Annotated in this window: 23 protein-coding genes and 1 riboswitch; of the genes, 16 read left to right on the top strand and 7 right to left on the bottom strand. The window is 36.0% G+C overall.

The genetic code is table 11. The annotated features are described in order from the left end of the window. Positions 1–93: 93 nt before the first annotated feature. The 4 genes from ACXVYO_RS01300 (at position 94) to ACXVYO_RS01315 (ending at position 4408) form a co-directional block, all read left to right on the top strand. Positions 94–810, top strand: a complete 717-nt coding sequence (locus ACXVYO_RS01300; RefSeq protein WP_458465838.1) for a LytR/AlgR family response regulator transcription factor — start codon at positions 94–96, stop codon at positions 808–810. Between the two features lie 121 nt (positions 811–931). Beyond that, a complete protein-coding gene (gene cstA / locus ACXVYO_RS01305; RefSeq protein WP_061680083.1) occupies positions 932–3010 on the top strand; it encodes a carbon starvation protein CstA in 2079 nt (692 codons plus the stop codon). Further along, positions 3003–3206, top strand: a complete 204-nt coding sequence (locus ACXVYO_RS01310; RefSeq protein ID WP_000919820.1) for a YbdD/YjiX family protein — start codon at positions 3003–3005, stop codon at positions 3204–3206. Before cstA ends, ACXVYO_RS01310 begins: the two co-directional genes overlap by 8 nt. A 146-nt stretch (positions 3207–3352) precedes the next feature. Next, the gene (locus ACXVYO_RS01315) at positions 3353–4408 is read left to right on the top strand and encodes a GGDEF domain-containing protein (RefSeq protein WP_458465839.1); all 1056 of its coding nucleotides are present in this window, start codon (positions 3353–3355) and stop codon (positions 4406–4408) included. A 79-nt stretch (positions 4409–4487) separates the two neighbouring features. Here ACXVYO_RS01315 and pdxK read toward each other — a convergent pair whose 3' ends face one another. Further along, positions 4488–5312, bottom strand: a complete 825-nt coding sequence (pdxK, locus tag ACXVYO_RS01320) for a pyridoxine/pyridoxal/pyridoxamine kinase (protein WP_458465840.1) — start codon at positions 5310–5312, stop codon at positions 4488–4490. A 134-nt stretch (positions 5313–5446) separates the two neighbouring features. Here pdxK and ACXVYO_RS01325 point away from each other — a divergent pair, with 134 nt between their 5' ends. The 3 genes from ACXVYO_RS01325 to ACXVYO_RS01335 all read left to right on the top strand — a co-directional run bounded on the left by ACXVYO_RS01325 (position 5447) and on the right by ACXVYO_RS01335 (position 8504). Then, entirely contained in the window at positions 5447–7018 is a 1572-nt protein-coding gene (locus ACXVYO_RS01325) for a sensor histidine kinase (RefSeq protein ID WP_458465841.1), read from the top strand. 20 nt (positions 7019–7038) lie between these two features. Beyond that, entirely contained in the window at positions 7039–7686 is a 648-nt protein-coding gene (locus ACXVYO_RS01330; RefSeq protein ID WP_458465842.1) for a response regulator, read from the top strand. Between the two features lie 191 nt (positions 7687–7877). After that, positions 7878–8504, top strand: a complete 627-nt coding sequence (locus tag ACXVYO_RS01335; RefSeq protein WP_000246726.1) for an FMN-dependent NADH-azoreductase — start codon at positions 7878–7880, stop codon at positions 8502–8504. Between the two features lie 62 nt (positions 8505–8566). On the opposite strand, the gene ACXVYO_RS01340 is transcribed toward ACXVYO_RS01335, so the two are convergent. After that, on the bottom strand, positions 8567–9238 hold the full coding sequence (locus ACXVYO_RS01340; protein ID WP_458465843.1) for a transcriptional regulator YeiL: 672 nt from the start codon (positions 9236–9238) through the stop codon (positions 8567–8569). Between the two features lie 106 nt (positions 9239–9344). Between ACXVYO_RS01340 and ACXVYO_RS01345 the strand changes: the two genes are divergently transcribed. Beyond that, a complete protein-coding gene (locus ACXVYO_RS01345) occupies positions 9345–10040 on the top strand; it encodes a YjjG family noncanonical pyrimidine nucleotidase (RefSeq protein WP_458465844.1) in 696 nt (231 codons plus the stop codon). A gap of 40 nt (positions 10041–10080) precedes the next feature. On the opposite strand, the gene ACXVYO_RS01350 is transcribed toward ACXVYO_RS01345, so the two are convergent. Then, the gene (locus ACXVYO_RS01350; protein ID WP_458465845.1) at positions 10081–11313 is read right to left on the bottom strand and encodes a chloride channel protein; all 1233 of its coding nucleotides are present in this window, start codon (positions 11311–11313) and stop codon (positions 10081–10083) included. A gap of 319 nt (positions 11314–11632) precedes the next feature. After that, a riboswitch (SAM riboswitch) is annotated at positions 11633–11738 on the top strand. Positions 11739–11830: 92 nt separating this feature from the next. Here ACXVYO_RS01350 and ACXVYO_RS01355 point away from each other — a divergent pair. The 3 genes from ACXVYO_RS01355 to ACXVYO_RS01365 all read left to right on the top strand — a co-directional run bounded on the left by ACXVYO_RS01355 (position 11831) and on the right by ACXVYO_RS01365 (position 15454). Further along, a complete protein-coding gene (locus ACXVYO_RS01355; RefSeq protein ID WP_458465846.1) occupies positions 11831–13129 on the top strand; it encodes a bifunctional O-acetylhomoserine aminocarboxypropyltransferase/cysteine synthase in 1299 nt (432 codons plus the stop codon). Further along, positions 13113–14018, top strand: a complete 906-nt coding sequence (metA, locus tag ACXVYO_RS01360; protein WP_458465847.1) for a homoserine O-acetyltransferase MetA — start codon at positions 13113–13115, stop codon at positions 14016–14018. Before ACXVYO_RS01355 ends, metA begins: the two co-directional genes overlap by 17 nt. Before the next feature lie 140 nt (positions 14019–14158). Continuing rightward, positions 14159–15454: a homoserine dehydrogenase gene (locus ACXVYO_RS01365; RefSeq protein WP_458465848.1), complete on the top strand. Its 1296-nt coding sequence runs from the start codon at positions 14159–14161 to the stop codon at positions 15452–15454. Positions 15455–15484: 30 nt separating this feature from the next. Here ACXVYO_RS01365 and ACXVYO_RS01370 read toward each other — a convergent pair whose 3' ends face one another. Further along, positions 15485–16111, bottom strand: a complete 627-nt coding sequence (locus ACXVYO_RS01370) for a YczE/YyaS/YitT family protein (protein ID WP_458465849.1) — start codon at positions 16109–16111, stop codon at positions 15485–15487. Between the two features lie 98 nt (positions 16112–16209). On the opposite strand from ACXVYO_RS01370, the gene ACXVYO_RS01375 reads away from it, so the two are divergent. From ACXVYO_RS01375 to ACXVYO_RS01395, 5 genes are read left to right on the top strand one after another with little or no spacing between them, the layout of a single operon-like run. Further along, positions 16210–17187, top strand: coding sequence for a LacI family DNA-binding transcriptional regulator (locus ACXVYO_RS01375; RefSeq protein ID WP_458465850.1), 978 nt, complete (start codon positions 16210–16212; stop codon positions 17185–17187). Positions 17188–17197: 10 nt separating this feature from the next. Further along, positions 17198–18079 carry an SGNH/GDSL hydrolase family protein gene (locus tag ACXVYO_RS01380; RefSeq protein ID WP_458465851.1) on the top strand — a complete coding sequence of 294 codons (882 nt, stop codon included), beginning with the start codon at positions 17198–17200 and terminating at the stop codon, positions 18077–18079. Continuing rightward, entirely contained in the window at positions 18076–18993 is a 918-nt protein-coding gene (locus ACXVYO_RS01385) for an ABC transporter ATP-binding protein (RefSeq protein WP_283883639.1), read from the top strand. Before ACXVYO_RS01380 ends, ACXVYO_RS01385 begins: the two co-directional genes overlap by 4 nt. Next, complete coding sequence (locus ACXVYO_RS01390; protein WP_240588168.1) at positions 18986–19978, top strand: ABC transporter permease subunit; 993 nt, start codon at positions 18986–18988, stop codon at positions 19976–19978. Before ACXVYO_RS01385 ends, ACXVYO_RS01390 begins: the two co-directional genes overlap by 8 nt. 19 nt (positions 19979–19997) lie before the next feature. Continuing rightward, positions 19998–20675: a uracil-DNA glycosylase gene (locus tag ACXVYO_RS01395; protein WP_073517716.1), complete on the top strand. Its 678-nt coding sequence runs from the start codon at positions 19998–20000 to the stop codon at positions 20673–20675. Positions 20676–20713: 38 nt separating this feature from the next. Here the strand turns inward: ACXVYO_RS01395 and ACXVYO_RS01400 are convergent, their stop codons facing one another. The 3 genes from ACXVYO_RS01400 to ACXVYO_RS01410 form a co-directional block, all read right to left on the bottom strand. After that, positions 20714–21007, bottom strand: coding sequence for a DUF3817 domain-containing protein (locus ACXVYO_RS01400; RefSeq protein WP_048527993.1), 294 nt, complete (start codon positions 21005–21007; stop codon positions 20714–20716). A 209-nt stretch (positions 21008–21216) separates the two neighbouring features. Beyond that, positions 21217–22038, bottom strand: a complete 822-nt coding sequence (locus ACXVYO_RS01405) for a Cof-type HAD-IIB family hydrolase (protein WP_458465852.1) — start codon at positions 22036–22038, stop codon at positions 21217–21219. A 386-nt stretch (positions 22039–22424) separates the two neighbouring features. Continuing rightward, positions 22425–23708 carry a purine/pyrimidine permease gene (locus ACXVYO_RS01410; protein WP_458465853.1) on the bottom strand — a complete coding sequence of 428 codons (1284 nt, stop codon included), beginning with the start codon at positions 23706–23708 and terminating at the stop codon, positions 22425–22427. Positions 23709–23747: the final 39 nt, after the last annotated feature.

Here is a 23747-nt window from a genome sequence, read left to right on the forward strand (position 1 = left end):
AAATAATGGTATAGTAAGAAAAAGGGAATGTTTCTTATAAAAGCGAATGTATACAACAGGACATACGGACAAAAGAATTAGGTGGTTGAAGAAATGAAAATTTTACTGATCATGGAAGAAGCAGAAGAGCGAAGAGGTTTAGCTGAAAAATTCACTGAAAATATAAAGAATGTAGAATGTTTTGAAGCGAATACGGGAACAGAATCATTATTTATCATGAAAAAGCATACACCAGATTTTGTTTTCTTGAATTCAAAATTATTAGATGGAACTGGTTTTGAATATGCGAGTTTACTACGGGAAGTAAATTATTATACGAAATTGATTTTTATGGGTGAAGATATAGAAGAGTCGATTACGGCATTTCGTTTTCAAGCATTCTATTATTTACTACGCCCATTTCGTGAGGAAGATTTGCAATTCCTTTTATATAGAATGTGTAAAGAGCAAGGCGAGAAAGCAAAGAGTTATTTGCGAAAACTACCGATAGAAGGTCAAGAGGGGATTAGATATATTTTCCCTGAAGATATTATATATATAAGCAAAAATAAGGAAAACAAAACGGTTTCAATTTATACAACAAATAATCAGTATATTTCAACATATACACTTCAGGAGCTGGAAAATAAGTTAAGTGCATATGATTTCTTACGCGTACATAAAAGTTATTTAATTAATATGTTATATGTACAAGAACTAAAACCTTATTATAATGGCACATATAATTTGTATTTAGATAAATATGATGAGCAACCGATTCCAGTTAGTCGGAATTACGTGAAAAAACTTAGAAATAAAATAGAATTATAGTAGATAATGCGAAATTTTTAACATGATAAACTATAAATCCTTCATGATAAGGAGGATTCAAATAAAATATTCAGAAAATTTAGTACAATCCCACTAAGCAATAGTATTGGGGGGATTGTATGTGAAAACATTGAAGTCGATTTTACTTTGGGGAGTTATTGCAGCAGTAGGAGCAGGTGCTTTTGGTGTAATAGCTTTATCACAAGGTGAAACTATTAATGCCGTGTGGCTCTTAGTAGCTGCGGTATGTGTGTATGCAGTTGCTTACCGCTTTTATAGTAGATTTATAGCGAGAAAGGTATTCGGTTTAGATAATAATCGGCAAACGCCAGCCCATACATTAAACGATGGAAAAGATTATGTTCCGACAAATAAGTGGGTATTATTTGGACATCATTTTGCAGCCATTGCTGGGGCAGGTCCTTTAGTAGGACCGATTTTGGCGGCGCAAATGGGGTATTTACCAGGGACAATATGGATTATCGTTGGGGTAGTTGTCGCTGGAGCTGTGCAAGATTTTGTAATTTTATTTGCTTCAATGAGACGGAATGGCAAATCTTTAGGAGAAATGATTAAAGATGAGATTGGTCCTGTTACAGGGCTTATTGCAATGATAGGGATTTTAGGCATTATGATTATTTTATTAGCGGTATTAGCATTAGTAGTAGTAAAGGCGCTTGTAGGAAGTCCATGGGGAATGTTTACGATAGCAGCAACGATTCCTATCGCTATTTTAATGGGAGTGTACATGCGCTACATTAGGCCTGGACGGGTTGGTGAAGGATCAGTAATCGGAATTATTCTACTTATACTGTCTCTTATTGGAGGACAGTATGTAGCAGAACATCCAACACTTGCAAGTATGTTCACATTTAGTGGAGAAACGATTGCTATTATGCTTATTGTATATGGGTTTATCGCATCGGCATTACCAGTTTGGATGCTTTTAGCACCACGTGATTATTTAAGCACGTTTTTAAAAGTCGGAACAATTGTTGGATTAGCAATCGGTATTTTAATTGTAGCACCAGATTTACAAATGCCAGCAGTTTCGAAATTTATCGATGGAACAGGTCCTGTTTTCTCTGGAAACTTATTCCCGTTCTTATTTATTACAATTGCTTGTGGTGCGGTGTCTGGATTCCATGCTCTCGTTTCATCAGGTACGACACCAAAGATGATTGAACAAGAGGGACACGCACAACCAATCGGTTATGGAGCAATGTTAATGGAGTCATTTGTAGCCGCGATGGCAATGATTGCAGCTTGTGTATTAACACCTGGAACTTATTTTGCGATTAATAGTCCCGCAGCACTTATCGGTACGGATGTCTCGCAGGCAGCTCAAGTTATTTCCTCATGGGGATTTGCTATTACACCAAATGAACTAAAAGATCTCGCTGTAAACGTTGGAGAGCAAACAATTTTATCACGTACAGGTGGCGCACCGACGTTAGCGATAGGTATGGCATATATTTTCTCACAAGTAATAGGTGGAACGGCCATGATGGCCTTTTGGTATCATTTTGCAATCCTCTTTGAAGCATTATTCATTTTAACAACAATTGATGCTGGAACGCGTGTAGGCCGATTTATGATTCAAGATATTTTAGGACATGTATATAAGCCATTTGGGAAAACGGATTCTACATTAGCGAATGTAATAGCTACAACGTTATGTGTATTAGGATGGGGTTATTTCTTATATCAAGGGGTAGTAGATCCGCTTGGTGGAATTAATACATTATGGCCACTTTTCGGTATTGCAAACCAAATGTTAGCAGGTATTGCATTATTACTTGGAACGACAATTTTGTTCAAAATGGGGAAAAAGGCATATGTTTGGGTGACACTTATTCCAACTGTTGGATTGCTTATTGTAACGATGACGGCGGGTTATCAAAAGCTATTTCATGAGAATCCTAAAATAGGATTTCTATCTCATGCAAAGGTATTTCAAGGAGCATTAGATGAGGGGAAAGTGTTAGCACCAGCTAAAAATGTCGCTCAAATGAAACAAATTATTTTCAATGATTATATTGATGCAGCGCTTTGTGGGATTTTTATGATAGTTGTAATTGCTGTATTAATTTCTGCAATTCGAATTTGGATTCAAGTATTAAGAAATAAGCCAATGCCGCTAAAAGAGGCACCATATATACCTAGAGATGAAAGTGAGTCGAGGAACTATTATGCTTAAACGACTACGGAAAGTATGGGGGAAAAGGAAACACTTTATTAGTTTACTCGTTGGGGTACCAAGCTATGAAACATATGTAGAGCATATGAAAAAGCATCATCCAGAAGAAGAAGTGGTATGTCAAAAACAGTTTTTTGCAGAAGCGCAAGAAGCTAGATTTAATGCAAAGGGCGGAAAGATATCACGATGTTGTTAATGAAAAGGGCGAATTTTCGCCCTTTTTTATTTTTTGCTGTTTCACGTGGAACAGCAAAAAATAAATAAAAAGCTTTGGGAATTATAGGTATCTCGTATACAATAAAATAAGGAAAGGGATAGATAGAAAAGTAGGGAGATTATTTTATGTTAAGGGACTTATTTGTAAACACAACAATTATTCTTTCCTTTATTTTTGTTGGAGGTCAGATTTTAAGAGATAGGCCGTTAAAAGAAGAATTTTCTCTTTGGCAGAAATGTGTAGTAGGCATGCTGACTGGAATATTAAGTGTACTATTGATGCATTTTGGTGTACATATTGAGGATATTATGTTGGATCTACGTTATTTAGCTGTTATTTTAGCAATTATAATCGGGGGTCCGATAGCTAGTAGTATAACAGTTACTATTATTTTAATTACCCGATTATTTTTTACCGAGTATTCTTTAGCCTCTGAATTGGCTTGTTATAGTATTGTATTAATAGGAGTTGGAGTTGTTTTTATTTGGCGGATAAAAGCTTCTATATTTACAAGATGGATCTGGTTTAATGTATATAGTTTATCTATTTTAGTAGTGCCACTTTCTATGTTATTTAAGGATATGTCTATAGTAGCATTATATGTGGTTTGTAGTGGTGTTGCAGCATATATCACATTTATAAGCGCAAATTATGTATTGCAATCCAATGAGTTATTTCAAACGATGAAGCAATATGCAACGATAGATGCATTGACAGGTTTAGGAAACGTAAGACAGTTTGATTTAGAGATGAATCGTCATATTGGGAGTAAGCGTATGAAAAATGATTCACTTTGTTTACTACTTATAGATATTGATCACTTTAAGTGTGTAAATGATACGTATGGACATCCTGCGGGAGATGAAGTATTAAAACAAATGGGACATATTTTACGAGAAGTTTCAATGCTTCCAAATTTGGCTTTTCGAAAGGGTGGGGAAGAGTTCGCACTTTTGATACCACAGAAGGGATTAGCTTATGGAATGAGTATGGGAGAACAAGTACGTACAGTCGTTGAAAACCATCCATTCCAATTGTTAAATGGAACAAAAATAAAAATTACAGTTTCAGTAGGTATTTCAGTGTATGAAGAATCACCAGAGCAATTTATTCAAGCTGCTGATGATGCATTATACTATTCCAAAAGAAATGGTAGAAATCAGGTTAGTTCTGCATCTTAAAGATACGATGACCAGAAGAGTTTATAAAAAACACCCACAGAGAGAATATATAAACTCTGTGGGTGTTTTCATTTACAGGTTAGACAAGTTCTTTTGATGCAACGAATTTACGATATGCACCGTGATGTGTTGGACCTACGTATTCGTTGATCTTGAATGAATAACGGATAGCAGCTGTGATAAATTCTTTAGCAGTTTTTACTGCTTCTTTCACAGGTTTTCCTTTTGCAAGTTCTGCTGTAATTGCAGCAGAATATGTACAACCTGCGCCGTGTGTATTTGTCGTATCAATTTTTTCTGATTCTAGAAGATCGAATGTTTCTCCGTCATATAGGACGTCGATTGCAGTTTCTGTGCCAAGCTTGCTACCGCCTTTAATTAGGACGTATTTCGCACCTAAAGCGTGGATTTTTTTCGCTGCTTCTTTCATGTCTTCAAGAGAATTAATTTTTACGCCACTTAATTGGTAAGCTTCAAATAAGTTTGGTGTTACAACTAATGCTTTTGGAACTAGAACGTCACGTAAGCAATCATTTGTTTCAGGATGTAATGCTTCATCAGCACCTTTACATACCATAACAGGATCAACTACTACATTTTTGAAATTATGTTTTTCGATTGTTTCTGCAACCATTTCAATAATTTCTACTGATCCGAGCATACCTGTTTTTAAAGCATCTACGCCAACACCTTCAATTGTCGTTTCTAATTGTGGTTTTAATGTAGAAGCTGGGATTGGGAATACGTTATGTGCCCAACCGTTATGTGGATTCATCGTTACGATTGTCGTAAGAGATGTCATTCCGTATACACCAAGTTCTTGGAATGTTTTTAAATCTGCTTGTATACCAGCACCGCCACTTGTGTCAGAACCAGCGATAGTAAGTGCTTTATTTAATGTCATTATGAAAGCCCCCTCAAGTGATATAATGAAAACTATGTTTTCACCATTATATCAATGTTACGAATAAGTACAAAGTGAAAAGTAGATGATTTATTTTAGGGGCTATTTAAAATCTTGTATGTAGGAGACGAGTTATGTTTCAAGAGAATCGTACAAATGAACTAGTTATATTAAAAGAGATTGCAGAGACGCTAAATACATCAAATGATACATATCATGTATTGCAAGCAGTGTTAGAAAAATTACTTAGTGTAACAGGTTTAATGACAGGATGGATTTTTCTTGCAGATGAAAATGGAAGATATACGAAATTAATCGATTACCAGTTGCCAGATGCACTTACATATGAAAACAAACGCCCGATGTGTGAAGGGGAATGTTGGTGTTTACGTGGTTTTGTGGATGGAAAATTAGAGCGAGCTGTTAATATTATTGAATGTAAAAGAATTAATAACGCAATTGAATATAATTGGGGCGATACGGAAGGTATTCTTCATCATGCTACGGTTCCTTTAAAGGCTGGAGGAGAAAAATTTGGATTGTTAAATGTGGCAAGCCCAGGCAAAACACATTTTTCAGAAGAAGAATTAGTATTGCTTCAATCAGTTGCTTTCCAAATTGGAACGGCTTTAAAACGAGCGAAGTTATATGAAAATGAGAAGCGAAGAGCGCATTATTATGTGAAATTAGAACGGTTCATTCAAGTTTTAAGAACGATTCATCAATTTAATATATTGCCTGAAAAAGTTGTAAATCAATTAGGTGAAGTGTTTCAGTGGAATCAAGTCGCATTTTTTATTAGGGAAGAGAAAGAAATATCCCTGCGGGCATCTTATTGCGAGGAAGAATTACAAGAGGATATAAAAGAGGCAGCGAAAGAAGCGTTAGAAAAAGGGGAACCTATTTTATTAAACCATCAAATTAGCCATAAGGTAGCCTCTAATAGGGCGGTTATTGCTACACCAATACAGATTCAAAGTCATATATTTGGTGTTTTATGTGTTAGTTCAAATAATGGTGAATTTGATGTGAATACAATAGATGTACTTCAAGCGATAACAAATCATATTTCCTTCGTGATAGAAAATATAAGATTAAATGAGCAAAGACGCGAACTTGTACGAATGGAAGAAAGAAACCGATTAGCAAGAGATTTACATGACTCCGTCTCACAAAAGCTATTTTCTTTAACCTTTATGACGAAGGGTGCCGAAGCTGTCTTAAAAGGAAAAAATGAAAAGGTAGATCAGTCTTTGCATGAGATACGTGAGTTATCGCAAGGTGCTTTAAAGGAAATGAGGACGTTAATTTGGCAATTACGTCCAGCTGGTTTAGAAAAAGGATTATTACCAGCCTTAAAGCAATATGGTGAAAGTTTGGGGTTGAAAATCCGGGAACAAGTTACAGGTGTCCGTGATTTGCCGCGCGTAGTAGAGGAAGCGCTATGGAGAATTGGACAAGAAGCTTTAAATAACGTAAGTAAACATGCGAATGTTAGAGAAGCGACGATTTATTTCAAAGTGACGGAGAAGAATGTATCATTAGAAATAGTCGATCAAGGAAACGGCTTTGTAGAAAAGGATATAAAAGAAAAGAAATCACTTGGCATGACTACGATGCGTGAAAGAGTAGAACTAGTTGGTGGAACGATTAAAATTGTAAGTGATAAGAAAAGAACAAGTGTAAAAATAAACGTACCATTATGATGTGAAAATGAGGGAAGTTCGTGAAAATAAAAGTATTGTTAGTTGATGATCATACAGTTGTTTTAAAAGGATTAGCATTTTTCTTAAGTACACAGGAAGATTTAGAGTTAGTTGGAGAAGCAAGTAATGGGAAAGAGGCATTAGTGAAAGTAGGGGAGACAAATCCTGATGTTGTACTAATGGATTTATATATGCCCGAAATGGATGGTGTTGAGGCGACGGCGTGTATTAAAAAAGAATATCCAAATGTGAAAGTAATTGTATTAACTAGCTTTTCTGATCAGGCGCATGTTTTACCGGCATTAAGGGCGGGAGCAAGCGGCTATATCTTAAAAGATGTAGAACCCGATCAACTTGTTGAAGCGATTCGAAGCGCGTATAAAGGTAATATTCAATTACATCCAGATATAGCAAATGCTCTTCTCTCCCAAACGTTACCTGTGGAAGAAAAAGAAGAAGAACCTTCTATTCAAGTGGATGTGCTAACAGCGAGAGAAAATGAAGTGTTGCAGCTATTAGCGAAAGGGATGAGTAATAAGGAAATCGCTTCTGTTTTAGTTATTACAGAAAAAACGGTGAAAGCTCATGTGAGTAGTATTTTGAGTAAGTTGAATTTATCTGATCGTACGCAAGCAGCATTATATGCAGTGAAAAATGGGATTGTATAAGACAAAAGTCGTAAGACCTAGTTCGCCTTTAGGAGGTGGACTTTTTTTATGGAAAAATACGTCTATGTGAGGACGAAATTATCTTGATATAAAGATAAGATATGTTTGTAAGCAACAAAACAACAATTACAAGGGATACCTTTTTTGAAAGCATATAACAGCATAAAAGTGCATATTAGGAGGAAGAAACAATGGCAACAGTTTTATTTGTAAAAGCAAACAACCGCCCAGCGGAACAAGCAGTTAGTGTGAAATTATACGAGGCATTTTTAGCAAATTATAAAGAAGCACATCCAAATGATACAGTAGTAGAACTTGATTTATATAAAGAAGAACTACCATATGTAGGCGTCGATATGATTAACGGTACATTCAAAGCAGGTAAAGGATTTGACTTAACGGAAGAGGAAGCAAAAGCAGTAGCAGTTGCTGATAAGTATTTAAATCAATTTCTAGAAGCTGATAAAGTCGTTTTCGGTTTCCCATTATGGAACTTAACAATTCCAGCAGTGCTACACACATATATTGATTATTTAAACCGAGCTGGTAAAACGTTCAAATATACGCCAGAAGGTCCAGTTGGTCTTATTGGAGATAAGAAGATTGCATTATTAAATGCACGCGGCGGCGTATATTCTGAAGGTCCAGCAGCTGAAGTAGAAATGGCTGTTAAATATGTAGCAAGCATGATGGGCTTCTTCGGTGCAACAAATATGGAAACAGTAGTTATTGAAGGACATAATCAATTCCCAGATAAAGCAGAAGAGATCATTACAGCGGGTCTTGAAGAAGCAGCTAAAGTAGCAAGCAAATTTTAATTGAAAATAGAATCGTCACTCGAAAAAAGTAGCATTAACGTTTATCTGTTAATGCTACTTTTTTATATTTTAAGTTCGTCAGCCAGTTTTTCTAATTGAATTCGATCTTGTATGTAATAGGTTCTTCCATCTTTTTTTAAGTAATTTTTTTGGCAAAACTGGTTTAATACATATAAAAGATGGCGGTAGCTGACATTTAAATATTCCGAGACCTCGGTATGTTTTTCTATATAACTGTTATTTTGTTCTGTTAATAGAATAAATGCTGCTAAACGGTTTTCGAACGGATAACTATTGTTTTTGGCGTAACTTTCGGTTCGAATAATTGTTTTTTCACCGATAAACTTACATAGTTTCTGTAGAAAGGTAGCATCTTGCAACAAAAGATGCTGACAATCTTTAAGAGGAAGCGCTAAGCACATACAATCTTCAATTACTTCTACCGTTTTCGTAACAGATTCAACACCGATTAACCCTAATTCTCCAATGAACGAAGGTGCTTGAATAAAGTTAATTAAGGAGATCCTCCCATTTTTGTGACTCATATATATTTTCGCTTTCCCAGAAATTAAGTAATAAAGATAAGGAACATCAACGCCTTCATTACATATCCTTTCTTTCTTTTGAAAGGAATGCAGTTCAGCATATGGTAAGACATCAAAAGAAAAAAGAGTATGGAAGTTGTAAGTTTGCACGTAATGAGAGATTTCTTCGTTATTTTTGCTGACTTTCATGTTTTCACCTCCTGTTTAGTATGAGATATCTCCTATTATTTTTACAAGAAAGAATGATACGATTTATGTAAATTTGTTTTTGTAGAAAAGAGAGTGTGAGAGGTTTATGAAAAAATATAAAACACTGCTATTTGATGTAGATGATACATTGTTAGATTTCCAGAAGGCGGAGAAAATGGCGTTACGTATGCTGTTTGAAGAGAACGGGATCCCTCTAAACAGTGAGGTGCAAGGGCGGTATAAAAAAATTAATAAAAGTCTTTGGGATGCTTTTGAAGAAGGTAAAATAAACCGTGATGAAGTCGTAAATACACGGTTTTCAATTTTGTTTAAAGAATACGGGGAAGAAGTAGATGGGATATTATTCGAAAATAATTATCGTAGCTACTTAGAAGAAGGAGATCAACTTATGCAAGGTGCGTTTGAATTTATAAATCGAATTCACAGTGAGTATGATTTATATATAGTGACAAACGGTATTTCTAAGACGCAAGATAAACGTTTACGTAATGCAGGATTACACGCCTTGTTTCAAGATATTTTTGTTTCAGAAGATACAGGATTCCAAAAGCCGATGAAAGAGTATTTTGATTATGTTTTCGGACGAATTCCTAATTTTGCTCCTGAAGAGGGGCTCATTATTGGAGATTCGTTAAGTGCTGATATGAAAGGTGGATATGTAGCTGGAATTGATACTTGTTGGTTTAATCCAGAAAAGAAATTAAATGATAGCGGGATTGTGCCGACATATGAAGTGGGAAATTTTGAAGATTTATACGCACTATTGAAGCAACGTGTGTAATAAAAATAGGCAGTGGAAATTTTATCCCTACTGCCTATTTTTATTCGTTTGTAGCTGTGTTGTTTTTAGGAAGTGGAAATGCATTACCAATCGCTGCCGCTCCAAGCATCGGTAATAGTAAATTGAGCGGGAAAAACATGAGTAACAGTAATGTTATTGCAATTGGTTTTCTTAATGCATAGCTTGAAATTGCTGTCGTGACAATGGCTACCGAAGCAATTGGATCTATCGGGATAATGGAAGCTATAGCATATCCGATACTAGATCCAGCAAATATAATTGGGAAAATATGTCCCCCGCGCCAACCTGTATTTAAACAAACGGCAGTAATACATAATTTTAAAACACCTGAAAGAAGTAGTACCCAGAAGGATAAATGGGTCCATTCAACAACTAAATCTTTTAATTGATGTTCTCCTGAAAATAACGTGTACGGGAGAAAGGTCCCTGTAATTCCTAATAAAATACCACCGATAATTCCAAGCGATAGTTTGTATTCTTTTAAGGGATGGATTAGTCTCTCTAATGTGAATTCTAATTTGAAATAAAAGAAGCCAATTATAGCACCAATACTAGCGAGTGGTAGAAAGGCAATCCATTCATTAAGAGAAAGGGAACCTTCCCCAAAATCAACGATAAAGGATCCGCGATTATCGAATTTACTAAGCAATAAATAAACGGAAAAACCAGCGAAAGTGGTAGCTAAATATACAATTGCTTTTTTTTCTTTAGAAAATTCGTTAATTTGCTCACCCTCATTTTCATTTGGAGCTAAATAACCGAATAATGGCGCATTAAAAATTACACTTAAAGTAGCACCAATTCCAACCTCTGTTAGTTCATTCATTCCTTTTAAGGCGAATGTAAAGCGGTCTCCTACCCATGTACAAAGTCCACCGATAATGCCAACAATTGCTGCTTCGGGACCTAAGCTAGCACCAAATATTAAAACGATAATTGCAGTTAAAGTAGCTTTATGTACAAAACGGTATTCAATTCTACCTGTTTTTTTATATTCACCCATCACTTCCGGCATAAGACGTGGATATGTGCCGAAGTATTTTTGGGTTAAACCGACGAGAATACCACCGATTGTTGTGACACAAATAGTGTAATACGGAGGAGAAGAGAAAATAGTAGGTAAGTACTCCCAAATAAAGTGAATACCGATATTTATTGTAACTAAAAATAGCCAGACTGTTGCTCCTACTATAGAGCCTAAAAGAATGCCGTATAGGACGAGCATATAGTGCATGTCCTTTGTGTTTGTCATGTTATACCTCCGTTATGTGAGTTTTAATGTCGAAAGGATTAAATATGCTTCTGCGAAATGAAATGAATATGTATAGTATCTTTTTGAGAGGTTGGCTTATTCAATATATTGAGGTCTCGTGAGAATTTGAAATGTATACAGTTAAACTACTTACTTAATTCTATATAGTAATCGTAGGTTTTAAAAGGTCTTTTTCAAATGAATATGGAATATATTTCTTTTGTTATGCATGTCAAATCCTTCGTAGTTAATTTAGAACATTCAGAAAAACTGATTGACATTAGGAAATTATTGCTATAAAATCAACGGTAATTGCATAGTCTTATCAAGAAAAGGTGGAGGGACAGGCCCGATGAAACCTTGGCAACAGCCGTATAACGGAATTGTGCCAAATCCTGCAGGTAATAAATCCTGAGAGATAAGAAAGAGCCTTTAGAGCGTGTTTTCAAACTGCTCCTTTCTTGTTTTCAGGAAAGGAGCAGTTTTTTATTTTGTATAAAAGAAAGGAGAATGAGAGATGGGAGAATCATGGGGAAAAGGAACAATTTGTGTGCAAGGTGGCTATACACCAAAGAATGGTGAGCCGCGTGTTTTGCCACTTTATCAAAGTACAACGTATAAATACGATACTTCGGATGATTTAGCAGCCTTATTTAACTTAGAGGCAGAAGGATATATATATACGCGTATTGGAAATCCTACCTTAGCTGCATTTGAGCAGAAATTAGCGGATTTAGAGGGTGGTGTAGGAGCTGTTGCAACGGCTTCCGGGCAGGCTGCTATTATGCTTGCTGTTTTAAATATTTGTAGTAGCGGAGACCACTTGCTTTGTTCTTCCACAGTTTACGGTGGAACGTTTAATTTATTTGGGGTGAGCTTACGTAAGCTTGGTATCGATGTTACATTCTTTAATCCGAATTTAACTGCTGATGAAATTGTGGCCCTTGCTAATGACAAGACGAAACTCGTTTATGCGGAATCGCTAGGAAATCCAGCGATGAACGTTTTAAATTTCAAAGAATTCTCAGATGCAGCGAAAGAGTTGGAAGTGCCTTTTATCGTGGATAATACATTAGCAACTCCTTATTTATGCCAAGCATTTGAACATGGAGCAAATATTATCGTTCATTCTACGACGAAATATATTGATGGTCATGCAAGTTCGTTAGGTGGCATTGTTATTGACGGAGGGAACTTCGATTGGACAAATGGGAAATATCCTGAACTTGTTGAACCGGATCCAAGTTATCACGGCGTAAGTTACGTTCAAAATTTTGGTGCAGCAGCTTATATTGTGAAGGCACGTGTTCAATTATTAAGAGACTACGGAAACTGTATGAGCCCATTCAATGCGTATATTAGCAATATCGGCTTAGAAACGCTGCATTTAAGAATGGAGCGTCATAGTGAAAATGCCCTCGCGGTTGCTAAGTGGCTTGCTAACCATGAACGTATTGAATGGGTGAATTATCCGGGACTAGATAGTAATGAAAATTACTCGTTATCACAAAAGTATTTGAAGAAAGGTGCTAGTGGAGTTTTAACATTCGGCATTAAGGGAGGATTAGAAGCTGCGAAAGAATTTATCGCAAATGTAAAACTAGCAACTCTCGTAACACATGTAGCTGATGCACGAACTTGTGTCATACATCCCGCTAGCACAACGCATAGACAATTAAGTGCTGAAGATCAGCGTTTAGCTGGCGTTACATCAGATTTAATTCGTTTATCGGTCGGTATAGAAGATGTTTCTGATATTATTGCAGATTTAGAAGCAGCGCTAGTCGGAGGCAAAGAACATGCCGATCATAATTGATAAAGATTTACCAGCTCGCAAAGTGTTGCAGGAGGAAAATATTTTTGTAATGACGAAGGAGCGAGCAGAAACACAAGATATCCGGGCATTGAAAATTGCTATATTAAATTTAATGCCTACAAAGCAAGATACAGAAGCGCAATTGCTTCGTTTAATTGGCAACACGCCGTTGCAATTAGATGTTCATTTACTTCATATGGAATCACATTTGTCTCGTAATGTAGCACAGGAACATTTAACGAGTTTCTATAAAACATTCCGTGATATTGAGAATGAGAAATTTGATGGACTTATTATTACGGGAGCACCAGTTGAAACTCTTTCTTTTGAAGAGGTAGATTATTGGGAAGAGCTTAAACATATTATGGAGTATTCAAAAAAGAATGTAACATCTACGCTTCATATTTGCTGGGGGGCACAGGCTGGTTTGTATCATCATTATGGCGTTCCAAAGTATCCTCTTAAGGAAAAAATGTTCGGTGTATTTGAACATGAAGTCCGCGAGCAACATGTGAAATTGTTACAAGGGTTTGATGAATTGTTTTTTGCCCCGCATTCTCGTCATACAGAAGTACGAGAGAGTGATATTAGAGAGGTGAAAGAATTAACATTATTAGCAAACTCTGAGGAAGCGGGTGTTCACCTTGTTATTGGGCAAGAAGGAAGACAAGTGTTTGCGCTCGGGCATAGTGAATATAGTTGTGATACGTTAAAAGAAGAATACAAACGAGACCGCGACAAAGGGTTAAATATTGATGTGCCAAAAAATTATTTTAAGCATAATAATCCAAATGAGAAACCGCTTGTGAGGTGGAGAAGCCATGGGAATCTATTATTCTCTAATTGGCTGAATTATTACGTGTATCAAGAAACCCCTTATGTATTATAAAAAAGATTGTGTAACACGTGGCAACGTTTTCTTTGTAATGATTAACTTATATTTTTCCGAATGTTCAAAAAACATTGTTTTTCAGATTTTTTACTCATATAATTTCATCTAAACACAATTTTTGAGGGGTGGACAGTATTATGAAAGAAATTCAAGTTGGTTTATTAGGTCTTGGGACAGTTGGTAGCGGTGTAGTTCGTATTATTACAGATCATCAAGAGCGACTCATACACCAGGTAGGTTGTCCTGTGAGAGTAACGAAAGTACTAGTACAAAATATTGAAAAAGAGAGAGAAGTAGAGGTACCTTCTACTCTATTAACACAAGATGCAAATGAAATTTTAGATAATCCAAATATTGACGTTGTCATCGAAGTGATGGGTGGCATCGATGATGCAAAAGCATATATTTTGCAAGCTTTACAAAGTGGGAAGCATGTTGTAACTGCCAATAAAGATTTAATGGCGTTACATGGGGCGGAACTCTTAGCAGTAGCAAAAGATAATAAAGCAGACTTGTTTTATGAAGCAAGTGTAGCCGGAGGGATCCCGATTTTACGAAGTATCGTAGAAGGACTTTCTTCAGATCTTATTACGAAAGTAATGGGAATTGTAAATGGAACGACAAATTTTATTTTGACGAAAATGTCAGATGAAGGGAGAGCATATAACGACGTGTTAAAAGAAGCCCAACAACTTGGATTTGCAGAAGCAGATCCAACATCAGATGTGGAAGGTTTAGATGCAGCAAGAAAAATGACGATTTTGGCTACCCTTGGTTTTTCTACAAATGTAGAGCTTGGAGATGTGAAGGTAAAAGGAATCACTTCTATTACAGAAGAAGATATTGAATACAGTAAGAGTTTAGGCTACACGATTAAATTAATCGGTCTTGCGAAGCGAGATGGTGAAAAATTAGAAGTTACAGTTGAACCAACGCTACTTCCAAATACACATCCTCTTGCGGCCGTGCAAAACGAATATAACGCTGTATATGTGTACGGTGAAGCGGTTGGAGAAACGATGTTTTATGGACCGGGTGCAGGAAGCTTGCCAACAGCGACAGCTGTCGTTTCAGATTTAGTAGCTGTAATGCAAAATGTTCGATTAGGTGTAAATGGAAATAGTGCGGTATCCCCGCAGTACAAAAAGGTATTAAAAGAGCCAGACGAAATTGTTGTGAAGAAATTTTTAAGGCTTCATGTAAAAGATGAGATTGGTGTGTTTGCAAAAATTACTTCATTGTTCTCTGAGCGTGGTGTTAGCTTTGAAAAGATTATTCAGATGCCACTTGAAGAGAAAGGAAAAGCTGAAATTGTAATTGTAACGCATCGTGCATCTCTTGCTGATTATGATTATATTCTACATACGTTGCAAGGGTATGAAGAAATAGATTGTTTGAAAGCAAATTACCGAATTGAAGGAGATGCAAAGTAGCATCTCGCATCATCAAACAGAAAGAGCCTATTAAGCAGCTTGCTTAATAGGCTCTTTTCTATTTAACATTTTCGTACCAAATTGAATAAATGCTTGGATAATCCAGCCTGTTGTAAAAGATAAGATGATTGTTCCAAAATAGATAGGCCCATCTAATAGGAAGCTTAATGTTAAAAATAAAAATGCTAATGAAATTTCTGTTCTTCTAAATGTCCATTTCTTTTTTTCAGCAACCGTTAAAACGAAAGCTTCTTGAGGTGCTGCGCAAAGGTTTGTAGAGACGTAAAGACCAATCCCAGCTCCAACGAATAGATTTCCACAAATAAGTGTTATATATTTTGGAAGAGAACGGATAGCGTCCATAATAGTTGTAATGGAACCGATCCAATCAACAAAAAGAGAAATAAGAACCATCGTTACAATTGTACCAATCGTAATTTGTTTTTTATTCCAAAAGAGTACGATAAGAGTAAAAGCAAAATTAATCATGAAAATCCAAAAACCGATACTTATCCCGAAATTTTGATATAGTGCAATAAAGAAGGAATCATAAGGGCTAAGTCCAAAGGAAGTAATTGTCGTCATCATATTAATACCGATGGCGAGAGTGAGTAGACCGCCAATGAAAAATATATATTCTAATTTGAATCGAAGCATAGTTGTATATCCTTTCAAAATGTATTTGCTAGGAAAGGATATATTGTGGAAAGCTTACCAGGTCAAGGGAGAATTTTTGCAAAGAAGGGGAAAATGAGATGACGAATATAAGAAAGATTGCTGAACTTGCTGGGGTATCTGTTTCAACTGTTTCACGTGTACTGAATAATCATCCATATGTGAATGAACAGAAACGAAAAGAAATTTTAGCAATTATAGAAGAATTAAATTATACGCAAAATGTGAATGCAATTCATTTAGTGAAAGGAAAAACGAATGTCATTGGCGTTTTATTACCGCACGTAAATGATCAATATTATAGCGCTATTATCGAGGGGATATCAAAGGAAACAGCAAAAAACAATTATAATATGATGCTTTGTCAGACGAATTATAGTGAGGAAAGAGAATTAGAAATTTTAAATATGTTAAAAATGAAAAAGCTTGATGGGGTTATTATATGTTCCCGGGCAAATAGTAAGGAAAAGCTTGAAGAATATACGAAATTTGGTCCGATTGTTATGTGTGAAGAAATAGAATCGAATTTCATTTCGAGTGTGCATATTGATTACTATAAAGTTTTTTCGCGCGGGATGAAGAGCTTAATAGATGCCGGCCATACAAGTATTGGGTATTGTATTGGAAGAAGTAATAGCATTAATAGCCAGAGAAGAAAACAAGCATATGAGAATGCGCTTCAAACGATTGCGGTAACACCGATAGAGGACTGGAAGTTTAAAGGCTGTTTTACGGTGGAAGATGGGCGTAATGTAATTAGGGAATGGATCCATATGTTAGTAAAGCCAACAGCGTTTCTTGTATCTTGCAACCATATTGCAGCAGGGATGGTAACGGAAGCGAAAAAACAAGGCATTCGTATTCCGGAAGATATTACGATTATCGGTTGTGATGATCAAGATGTGGCAGATATTTTAGGCATTACGACGATTTCGTATTGTAGTAAAAACGTTGGTGTGAAGGCATTTGAATTATTATATGAAAAGATTAATGATGAGAAAATCGATATAAAGCACGTAGAGTTATTGCCAGAATTAGTACATAGGGAAACAACATAATAGATAAGGTGTGAAAATCGCTTTTCAAAATTGCGTTTGGTATAATTATGGACAATCTATGAGGGCTAAAAGGGGTTTTGATATGAGATCAAAAGTAGTAAAAGTAATTCTACTCATTACAATTGCATCTTTCTGTTTATTTGCATATGGCTTTGTTTCAGGTGTAAATGATGTGCTAAATCCGAAAGCTTCAAATGTAATTAAAAAGACCGATGTAGTGGAAAAAGAGAAAAGGAAAACGGGAACGTTACAAATCGTTAGTCTAGGTGATTCATTAACACGCGGTGTTGGTGATAAAGAAGGAATTGGCTATATTGGACGGATGAAAGAAGATTTACAAAAAGATTATAAGCAAAAGGTGGCCTTAACTAACTTAGCTGTTAGTGGTGCAAAAATGCCTGACTTATTAAAACAAATGGAGAGTAGTGGCGCTCAATATTCAATTAAGCAAGCAGATGTAATCGTTTTAACCATAGGAGGAAATGATTTATTTCCAGGATGGGAGTCGCTCGGAAAGATAGATTTAGAAACATACCGTCCTGATACAGAAACATTCCAGAATGAAGCGAAGAAAATTATAGAAGGAATTCGTAAGTTAAATACAGATAGCCCTATTTTTTGGCTAGGTTTATATAATCCTTTTGAAGATGTAGAAGATTTAAAAGGGTCTTCAAACATTGTTGTAGACTGGAATGCATCTTTAGAAAAATTAGCGCTAAATGATAAAAATGTGTATATTACACCGACATTTGATTTATTCCAAAACCGCGGGAAAGATTTATTATACTCCGATCATTTCCACCCGAATGAAGTAGGGTATACATATATGGCGGACCGATTAGTTCAAAATGTTGCGAGTAAATTAAAACTAGAACAAGGAGGGGTAAAATGACGACGATACTTTCCGTACGAGACGTGAAGAAGGTAATTGGAAAGAAGACTATTGTAGAGAATATTTCCTTCGATGTAAAGCAAGGAGAAGTGTTTGGCTTCCTAGGACCGAATGGCGCAGGAAAAACAACTACTATTCGAATGTTAGTTGGATTGATTAAAGAAACAGAAGGTACAATTTCTATCGGTGGTTATTCTATTAAGGAAAACTTCAGAGAAGCGATGCGTCAAATTGGGAGTATCGTTGAAAACCCAGAACTGTATACATATTTAACGGGATGGGAAAATTTAAAACAATTTGCCCGTATGTTAGGTAATATATCAGATGAACGTATTATTGAAATTGCCCAAATGGTTCATTTAGATGAAAGGATTCACGATAAGGTAAAAACATACTCCCTTGGTATGAAACAGCGCCTTGGCATTGCGCAAGCGCTTCTTGGAAATCCAAAATTGCTCATATTAGATGAGCCAACAAATGGTTTAGACCCAGCTGGAATTAGAGAACTTAGGGAATTTATACATAAGCTTGTGAAAGAAGAAAATATGAGTGTGTTTATTTCAAGTCACTTGCTAAGCGAAGTACAAATGATATGCGATCGGGTTGCAATTATTCATAAGGGAAAAATGATAACAGTTGCCAAGGTTGAAGAGTTAATTAAAACAGCAAGTGATCGTGTAGAATGGATTGTTACACCGATTTCTAAGGCGAAAGATATGCTAGAAGATGCTGAAGAAGTAAGAGAAGTAAGTATAGAAGGTAATCGATTACTATGCCGCATGGATATCACATCTATAAGTAATTGGAATAAACATTTTGTAGAAAATGGGGTAGATGTGCATAGTGTTAAAGAGCTTGTATTTACGCTAGAAGATTTATTTATTGAACTCACAAGGGGTGAGCAGCATGCGTGAATTTGCGAATCTAGTTTTAAATGAATCGGAGAAAATTTATCGTAAGAAACGTATTTTTGTTGTCATGCTTATTTTAGCTATCTTAATCCCACTCTTTGTGTATGCGCAGTATCGTGAAGTAGAAACGACACAAAAAAGGCTAGGTACAACAGATTGGAAAGTTTCTCTGCAACAACAAATTGTTGATTCTCAAAACCGTTTGAATAATTCTAGACTACCAGAAGAATGGCGCGATTGGCTGAAGGTAAGAGTGGAGCAACAACAATATTATTTAGATCATGATATTAACCCGATGGCACCAGGCGCACCTACTTTTGTAAGGGCGTTTATTGAGCAAGGAATTACATTGTTTATTCCGCTTCTCGTAATGATTGTCGCCATTGATATCGTTTCAGGAGAACGAAGTGATGGGACGATGAAGATGTTACTTACGCGGCCAATTCGGCGCTGGAAAATACTCCTTAGTAAGTACGTGACGATGTTATTTTTCATTTCACTCATACTGCTTCTTGTCGGTCTGTTTGCTTACGTATTATCAGGGCTTGTATTTGGATACTCGGGATGGAATTTACCTGTTTTAACAGGGTTTGTTATTGATAAGGAAACGTTAAATACGAATTTTGTACATCTTATTCCGCAGTGGCAATATATCTTGATGGCGTATGGATTAGCTTGGTTTGTTGCTATCGTTGTCGGAACTATTTCGTTTATGGTTTCTGTTTTAATTCGAAATACACCAGCTGGTATGGGTGTTATGTTAGCCGCATTAATTGCAGGTGGTATTTTAAGCTCATTCGCAACATCATGGGAAGGCGCGAAATATATTTTTAGTGTGAATTTATCATTAACAGATTATCTATCAGGAAAATTACCTGCATTACAAGGTTTATCGATGGGGTTTTCTTTAATGAATTTAACTATTTGGGCCGTTGTGTCCCTTATTATTTCGTTTGTAGTATTTACAAAGCAGGATATGGTGAATTAATTGGACGGGAAGTGAAAGTATGAAAAATGCTTTAAAAAATGATTGGGGTTCCTTATTGGCACCAGAATTTGAGAAAGAATATTATCACAAGCTGGCTGATTTTTTGAAAGAAGAGTACAGTACACATGTTGTGTATCCTAAGCTAGAAAATATTTTTAGCGCTCTAGAGTATACAAGTTATGAAAATACAAAGGTCGTTATTTTAGGGCAAGATCCATACCACGGACCGGATCAAGCGCATGGTTTAAGTTTTTCGGTACAGCCCGGTATTAAAACGCCACCTTCATTGCTAAATATGTATAAAGAACTCCGAGATGAATATGGTTATGAAATCCCGAATAATGGTTATTTAGTAAAGTGGGCAGAGCAAGGGGTTTTATTATTAAATACGGTATTAACAGTTCGTCAAGGTGAAGCAAATTCTCATAAAGGAAAAGGATGGGAGCATTTCACAGATCGTGTAATTGAGCTATTAAATGAACGTGAAAACCCAGTTATTTTTATATTGTGGGGACGTCATGCACAGGCGAAGAAAAAGTTAATTACGAATACGAAGCATCATATTATCGAGTCTGTACATCCAAGCCCGCTATCAGCAAGACGTGGTTTCTTTGGTAGTAAGCCATACTCTAAAGTAAATACGATTTTAGCTAATATGGGTGAGAGAGAAATTGATTGGGAAATACCAAACCTATAAATAAAAAAGGTAGTTAACAGTCGTTAACTACCTTTTTGTTATTGTTGTTCGTTCTTTAATTTTGCATCTAGTACAAATGTACCGAATGGGATAACTGATGAAACAAATGCCCCAAGTGCCCATGCAATTGATTTGCGGTGTACGATTGTTACTTGAATTACTGCAAAGATGAATAGAATAAATAAAACACCATGAGCCATACCTGTAATTTTAACGGCTGTTGCAAATCCTGCAAAATATTTTAATGGCATTGCTACAAATAATAGTAGTAGGAAAGAAATCCCCTCAACAAGTCCAATTGCTCTTAATCGTCCGATTGGTGTAGATAACATGAAATAGCCTCCTTTAACGTATGCTTGTATATAGTAAATTTGTATTCTTTTTCAAAATAAAATAGTCTATTTTGTTTCATTATATACAAAAAGAAAGTTTACACTACGAGAATAGTGCAAAGTTCAAAATATAGTCACAAAAGCGTGGTAATTTAAATAAAAACCTATTTGAAGTATTTGACTTCAAATAGGTTTTATGAATGAAAATATTAAACAAGTACTTCGTTTTTTAGTACAAATTTCTCAACTACTTTTGCAACGCCATCGTTCATATTTGTATCTGTTACGTAGTTTGCAATTTCTTTAATATCATCTGGTGCATTGCCCATTGCAACGCCAAGACCAGCGAATTCAATCATCGCTTGGTCATTATAGCTATCACCCATTGCGATCACTTCTTCGCGCTTAATGCCAAGCTTTTGGATCAGTTTGTCTAAGCTTGTTCCTTTTGTAACACCGGCTTCAGTAAATTCTAAGAAGAATGGTTTCGAACGCATAACGCTTAATTGGCCTTCTAGTTGTTTTTGTAGTTTCTTTTCTACTACAACAAGGCGTTCGGCCTCTTTATTCATTAATACTTTTACTACAGGCTCTTGAACAGCAGTTTTAAAGTCATCTACTACGACAATTGGCATACCAGTAATATCGCCCTCAATTTCAGTATAAGGATTATTTTCTTCCGTTACGATATCATCGCCCATATAAGTATGAATCCATACATCTTCAGTTTTACTAATTTCAAATAGGTTGTGAACGATTTCAGGAGATAGCGTACTACTAAAGATTTCTTCGTTTGTTTTACAGTTAATAATTTTTGCGCCATTAAAAGATAGAATGAAACTGCCGTATTCTTCTAAACGAAGTTCTTTCGCTACATTACGCATACCAAACGTTGGACGTCCAGAAGCAAGTACAACTTTTACACCTTGCTCTTGTGCAGTCATTAGAGCCTCTTTCGTACGAGGTGAAATAGTATGGTCGTCACGTAATAAAGTATCATCTAAATCTAAAACAATCATTTTATAAGTCATATTAAAAATCCTCTCTTTGTTGAAATAGAAATAAAATTTTATGAAGATATTGGGGAATATATAGTAAGACATCGAACTTCTTTATCCCACATTAACGGACAGTAAGACCCCCACCTCAAAATTCAGCGAAAGCAAAGAAGTTAGGTGGGGGAGCAACTGCCCGTAAAAGTCCAAGTGGTTCAACTAATAATCAGTAGGGATGAACAAAACCCCTACTGATTAAGGTTTCACTTTATGTGAAGTTAGGAAAAGTTCTATATTGTTAGTATAAATTACCATGAGCATGTTGCCCACGATAATTTATATGGCTAACGCCTGATTAGCTTGCATGTTACCATTATCGTAACAACTCTAAAGATAGAGTGCAATAATGGAAGTTTTCCAATTTACGATGGTTGTTTTTCTGTTGAACGAGAAAATAGTATTTCGAGCAAAATTGCCATTACAGATCCAAGAACGAGACCGTTACTTAAAAACGATGCTAAAAATGGTGGGAGCGTAGAAAATGCTCCTGCTGGAACAAACATAACCCCGACGCCTGTAAAAATTGAAAGACCTGCTACTTTAAATAATCGTTCTTTATCTTGTACTGTTTCGTATTCGCGAAAAGCAAGGCCAATCATGCTTGCAAATACAGGGTAAATGGCAGCATATCCAACTGCGACAGGGATTGCCGCAAAGAATGAAGTAATCTTTGGGAATATACTAACGAGAATAATAAAGCTTGATCCTAACATAAATGGGAGACGTTTATAAATATTAGTCGTTGCAATAAAGCCTGCTGATCCAGAAATAGCGACAGGTCCAATAGCTGAAAAAAGACCTCCTAGCAATTGGTTGATTCCTGTTATAATACCGGCTTGTTTGAAACGATCTGATGTAGCATTCTCTTCATATTTAGAAACAACCTTTTGTACAACGCGAATGCTTGCTAACATATTTGTTAGAAGTAATAGTGTAACGAAAACGACCGTAATGGCCATGTTCCACTCAATACGAGGCATTCCGAAAACAAATAGAGACGGAAAACGGATTATATCTGTCACAGGCGTTACTGGATTAGATAATCCGAAGCATGCGAATAATATCCAGCCACAGACGATACTGAGAAGAACAGAATATTGTCCAATAATAGGTAGCTTCATGATGAAAAAGGATAGTAAAATAACAATGAGTGAAAGAATAAATACATCAGCTTGTACTTCTGTATGTTGTCCGTCAAGGCCGAACATTCCCTTTAAGAAGGAACCGCTAAGTTGTGCGACAAGAAGAAATAAATATGTTCCAATGACTGTCGGTGTAAAATAGCGAACTAGTTTATCGATGAATCCAAAAACGCTAAGAATAATACAAATGATACCACTTAATAGGAAAGCGTACTGAAGGACTTTCAGCGTTTCATTGCTGGATCCAAATAATACGACACCTAAACTTGCATAAAGGGAGAAAATCCCCCACCAAAGTCCAGCAGGACCTTCTTGAATAGGAAGTTTATGCCCAAATATAGCTTGCAGTAGACCAGCAAAGCCAAGAACAAATAATGTTCTTTGTACGAATGCAATAGCTTCAGCGCCATCGAGACCATAACTAGTTGCAACGCTAATTGGTACGATAAGGCTCCCAGCTAAAATAAATAGCGCCCATTGTAAGGCGGAAAGAAATATTTTCATTATATCAACCTCTTTCATAGATTCCGTATCTAGTATATA

Source organism: Bacillus sp. BC08 (assembly GCF_054326875.1).

What these genes read in the sequence shown, in the direction of transcription:
- ACXVYO_RS01405 (WP_458465852.1), bottom strand. Translation starts at nt 22,038, where the DNA reads ATGACTTATAAAATGATTGTTTTAGATTTAGATGATACTTTATTACGT.
- ACXVYO_RS01390 (WP_240588168.1), top strand. Translation starts at nt 18,986, where the DNA reads ATGCGTGAATTTGCGAATCTAGTTTTAAATGAATCGGAGAAAATTTAT.
- ACXVYO_RS01345 (WP_458465844.1), top strand. Translation starts at nt 9,345, where the DNA reads ATGAAAAAATATAAAACACTGCTATTTGATGTAGATGATACATTGTTA.
- ACXVYO_RS01310 (WP_000919820.1), top strand. Translation starts at nt 3,003, where the DNA reads ATGCTTAAACGACTACGGAAAGTATGGGGGAAAAGGAAACACTTTATT.
- ACXVYO_RS01400 (WP_048527993.1), bottom strand. Translation starts at nt 21,007, where the DNA reads ATGTTATCTACACCAATCGGACGATTAAGAGCAATTGGACTTGTTGAG.
- ACXVYO_RS01300 (WP_458465838.1), top strand. Translation starts at nt 94, where the DNA reads ATGAAAATTTTACTGATCATGGAAGAAGCAGAAGAGCGAAGAGGTTTA.
- ACXVYO_RS01395 (WP_073517716.1), top strand. Translation starts at nt 19,998, where the DNA reads ATGAAAAATGCTTTAAAAAATGATTGGGGTTCCTTATTGGCACCAGAA.
- pdxK (WP_458465840.1), bottom strand. Translation starts at nt 5,312, where the DNA reads ATGACATTAAATAAAGCACTTACTATCGCTGGTTCTGACACAAGTGGC.
- ACXVYO_RS01370 (WP_458465849.1), bottom strand. Translation starts at nt 16,111, where the DNA reads ATGCTTCGATTCAAATTAGAATATATATTTTTCATTGGCGGTCTACTC.
- ACXVYO_RS01410 (WP_458465853.1), bottom strand. Translation starts at nt 23,708, where the DNA reads ATGAAAATATTTCTTTCCGCCTTACAATGGGCGCTATTTATTTTAGCT.
- ACXVYO_RS01315 (WP_458465839.1), top strand. Translation starts at nt 3,353, where the DNA reads ATGTTAAGGGACTTATTTGTAAACACAACAATTATTCTTTCCTTTATT.
- ACXVYO_RS01325 (WP_458465841.1), top strand. Translation starts at nt 5,447, where the DNA reads ATGTTTCAAGAGAATCGTACAAATGAACTAGTTATATTAAAAGAGATT.
- ACXVYO_RS01355 (WP_458465846.1), top strand. Translation starts at nt 11,831, where the DNA reads ATGGGAGAATCATGGGGAAAAGGAACAATTTGTGTGCAAGGTGGCTAT.
- ACXVYO_RS01350 (WP_458465845.1), bottom strand. Translation starts at nt 11,313, where the DNA reads ATGACAAACACAAAGGACATGCACTATATGCTCGTCCTATACGGCATT.
- ACXVYO_RS01385 (WP_283883639.1), top strand. Translation starts at nt 18,076, where the DNA reads ATGACGACGATACTTTCCGTACGAGACGTGAAGAAGGTAATTGGAAAG.
- ACXVYO_RS01335 (WP_000246726.1), top strand. Translation starts at nt 7,878, where the DNA reads ATGGCAACAGTTTTATTTGTAAAAGCAAACAACCGCCCAGCGGAACAA.
- ACXVYO_RS01365 (WP_458465848.1), top strand. Translation starts at nt 14,159, where the DNA reads ATGAAAGAAATTCAAGTTGGTTTATTAGGTCTTGGGACAGTTGGTAGC.
- ACXVYO_RS01340 (WP_458465843.1), bottom strand. Translation starts at nt 9,238, where the DNA reads ATGAAAGTCAGCAAAAATAACGAAGAAATCTCTCATTACGTGCAAACT.
- metA (WP_458465847.1), top strand. Translation starts at nt 13,113, where the DNA reads ATGCCGATCATAATTGATAAAGATTTACCAGCTCGCAAAGTGTTGCAG.
- ACXVYO_RS01375 (WP_458465850.1), top strand. Translation starts at nt 16,210, where the DNA reads ATGACGAATATAAGAAAGATTGCTGAACTTGCTGGGGTATCTGTTTCA.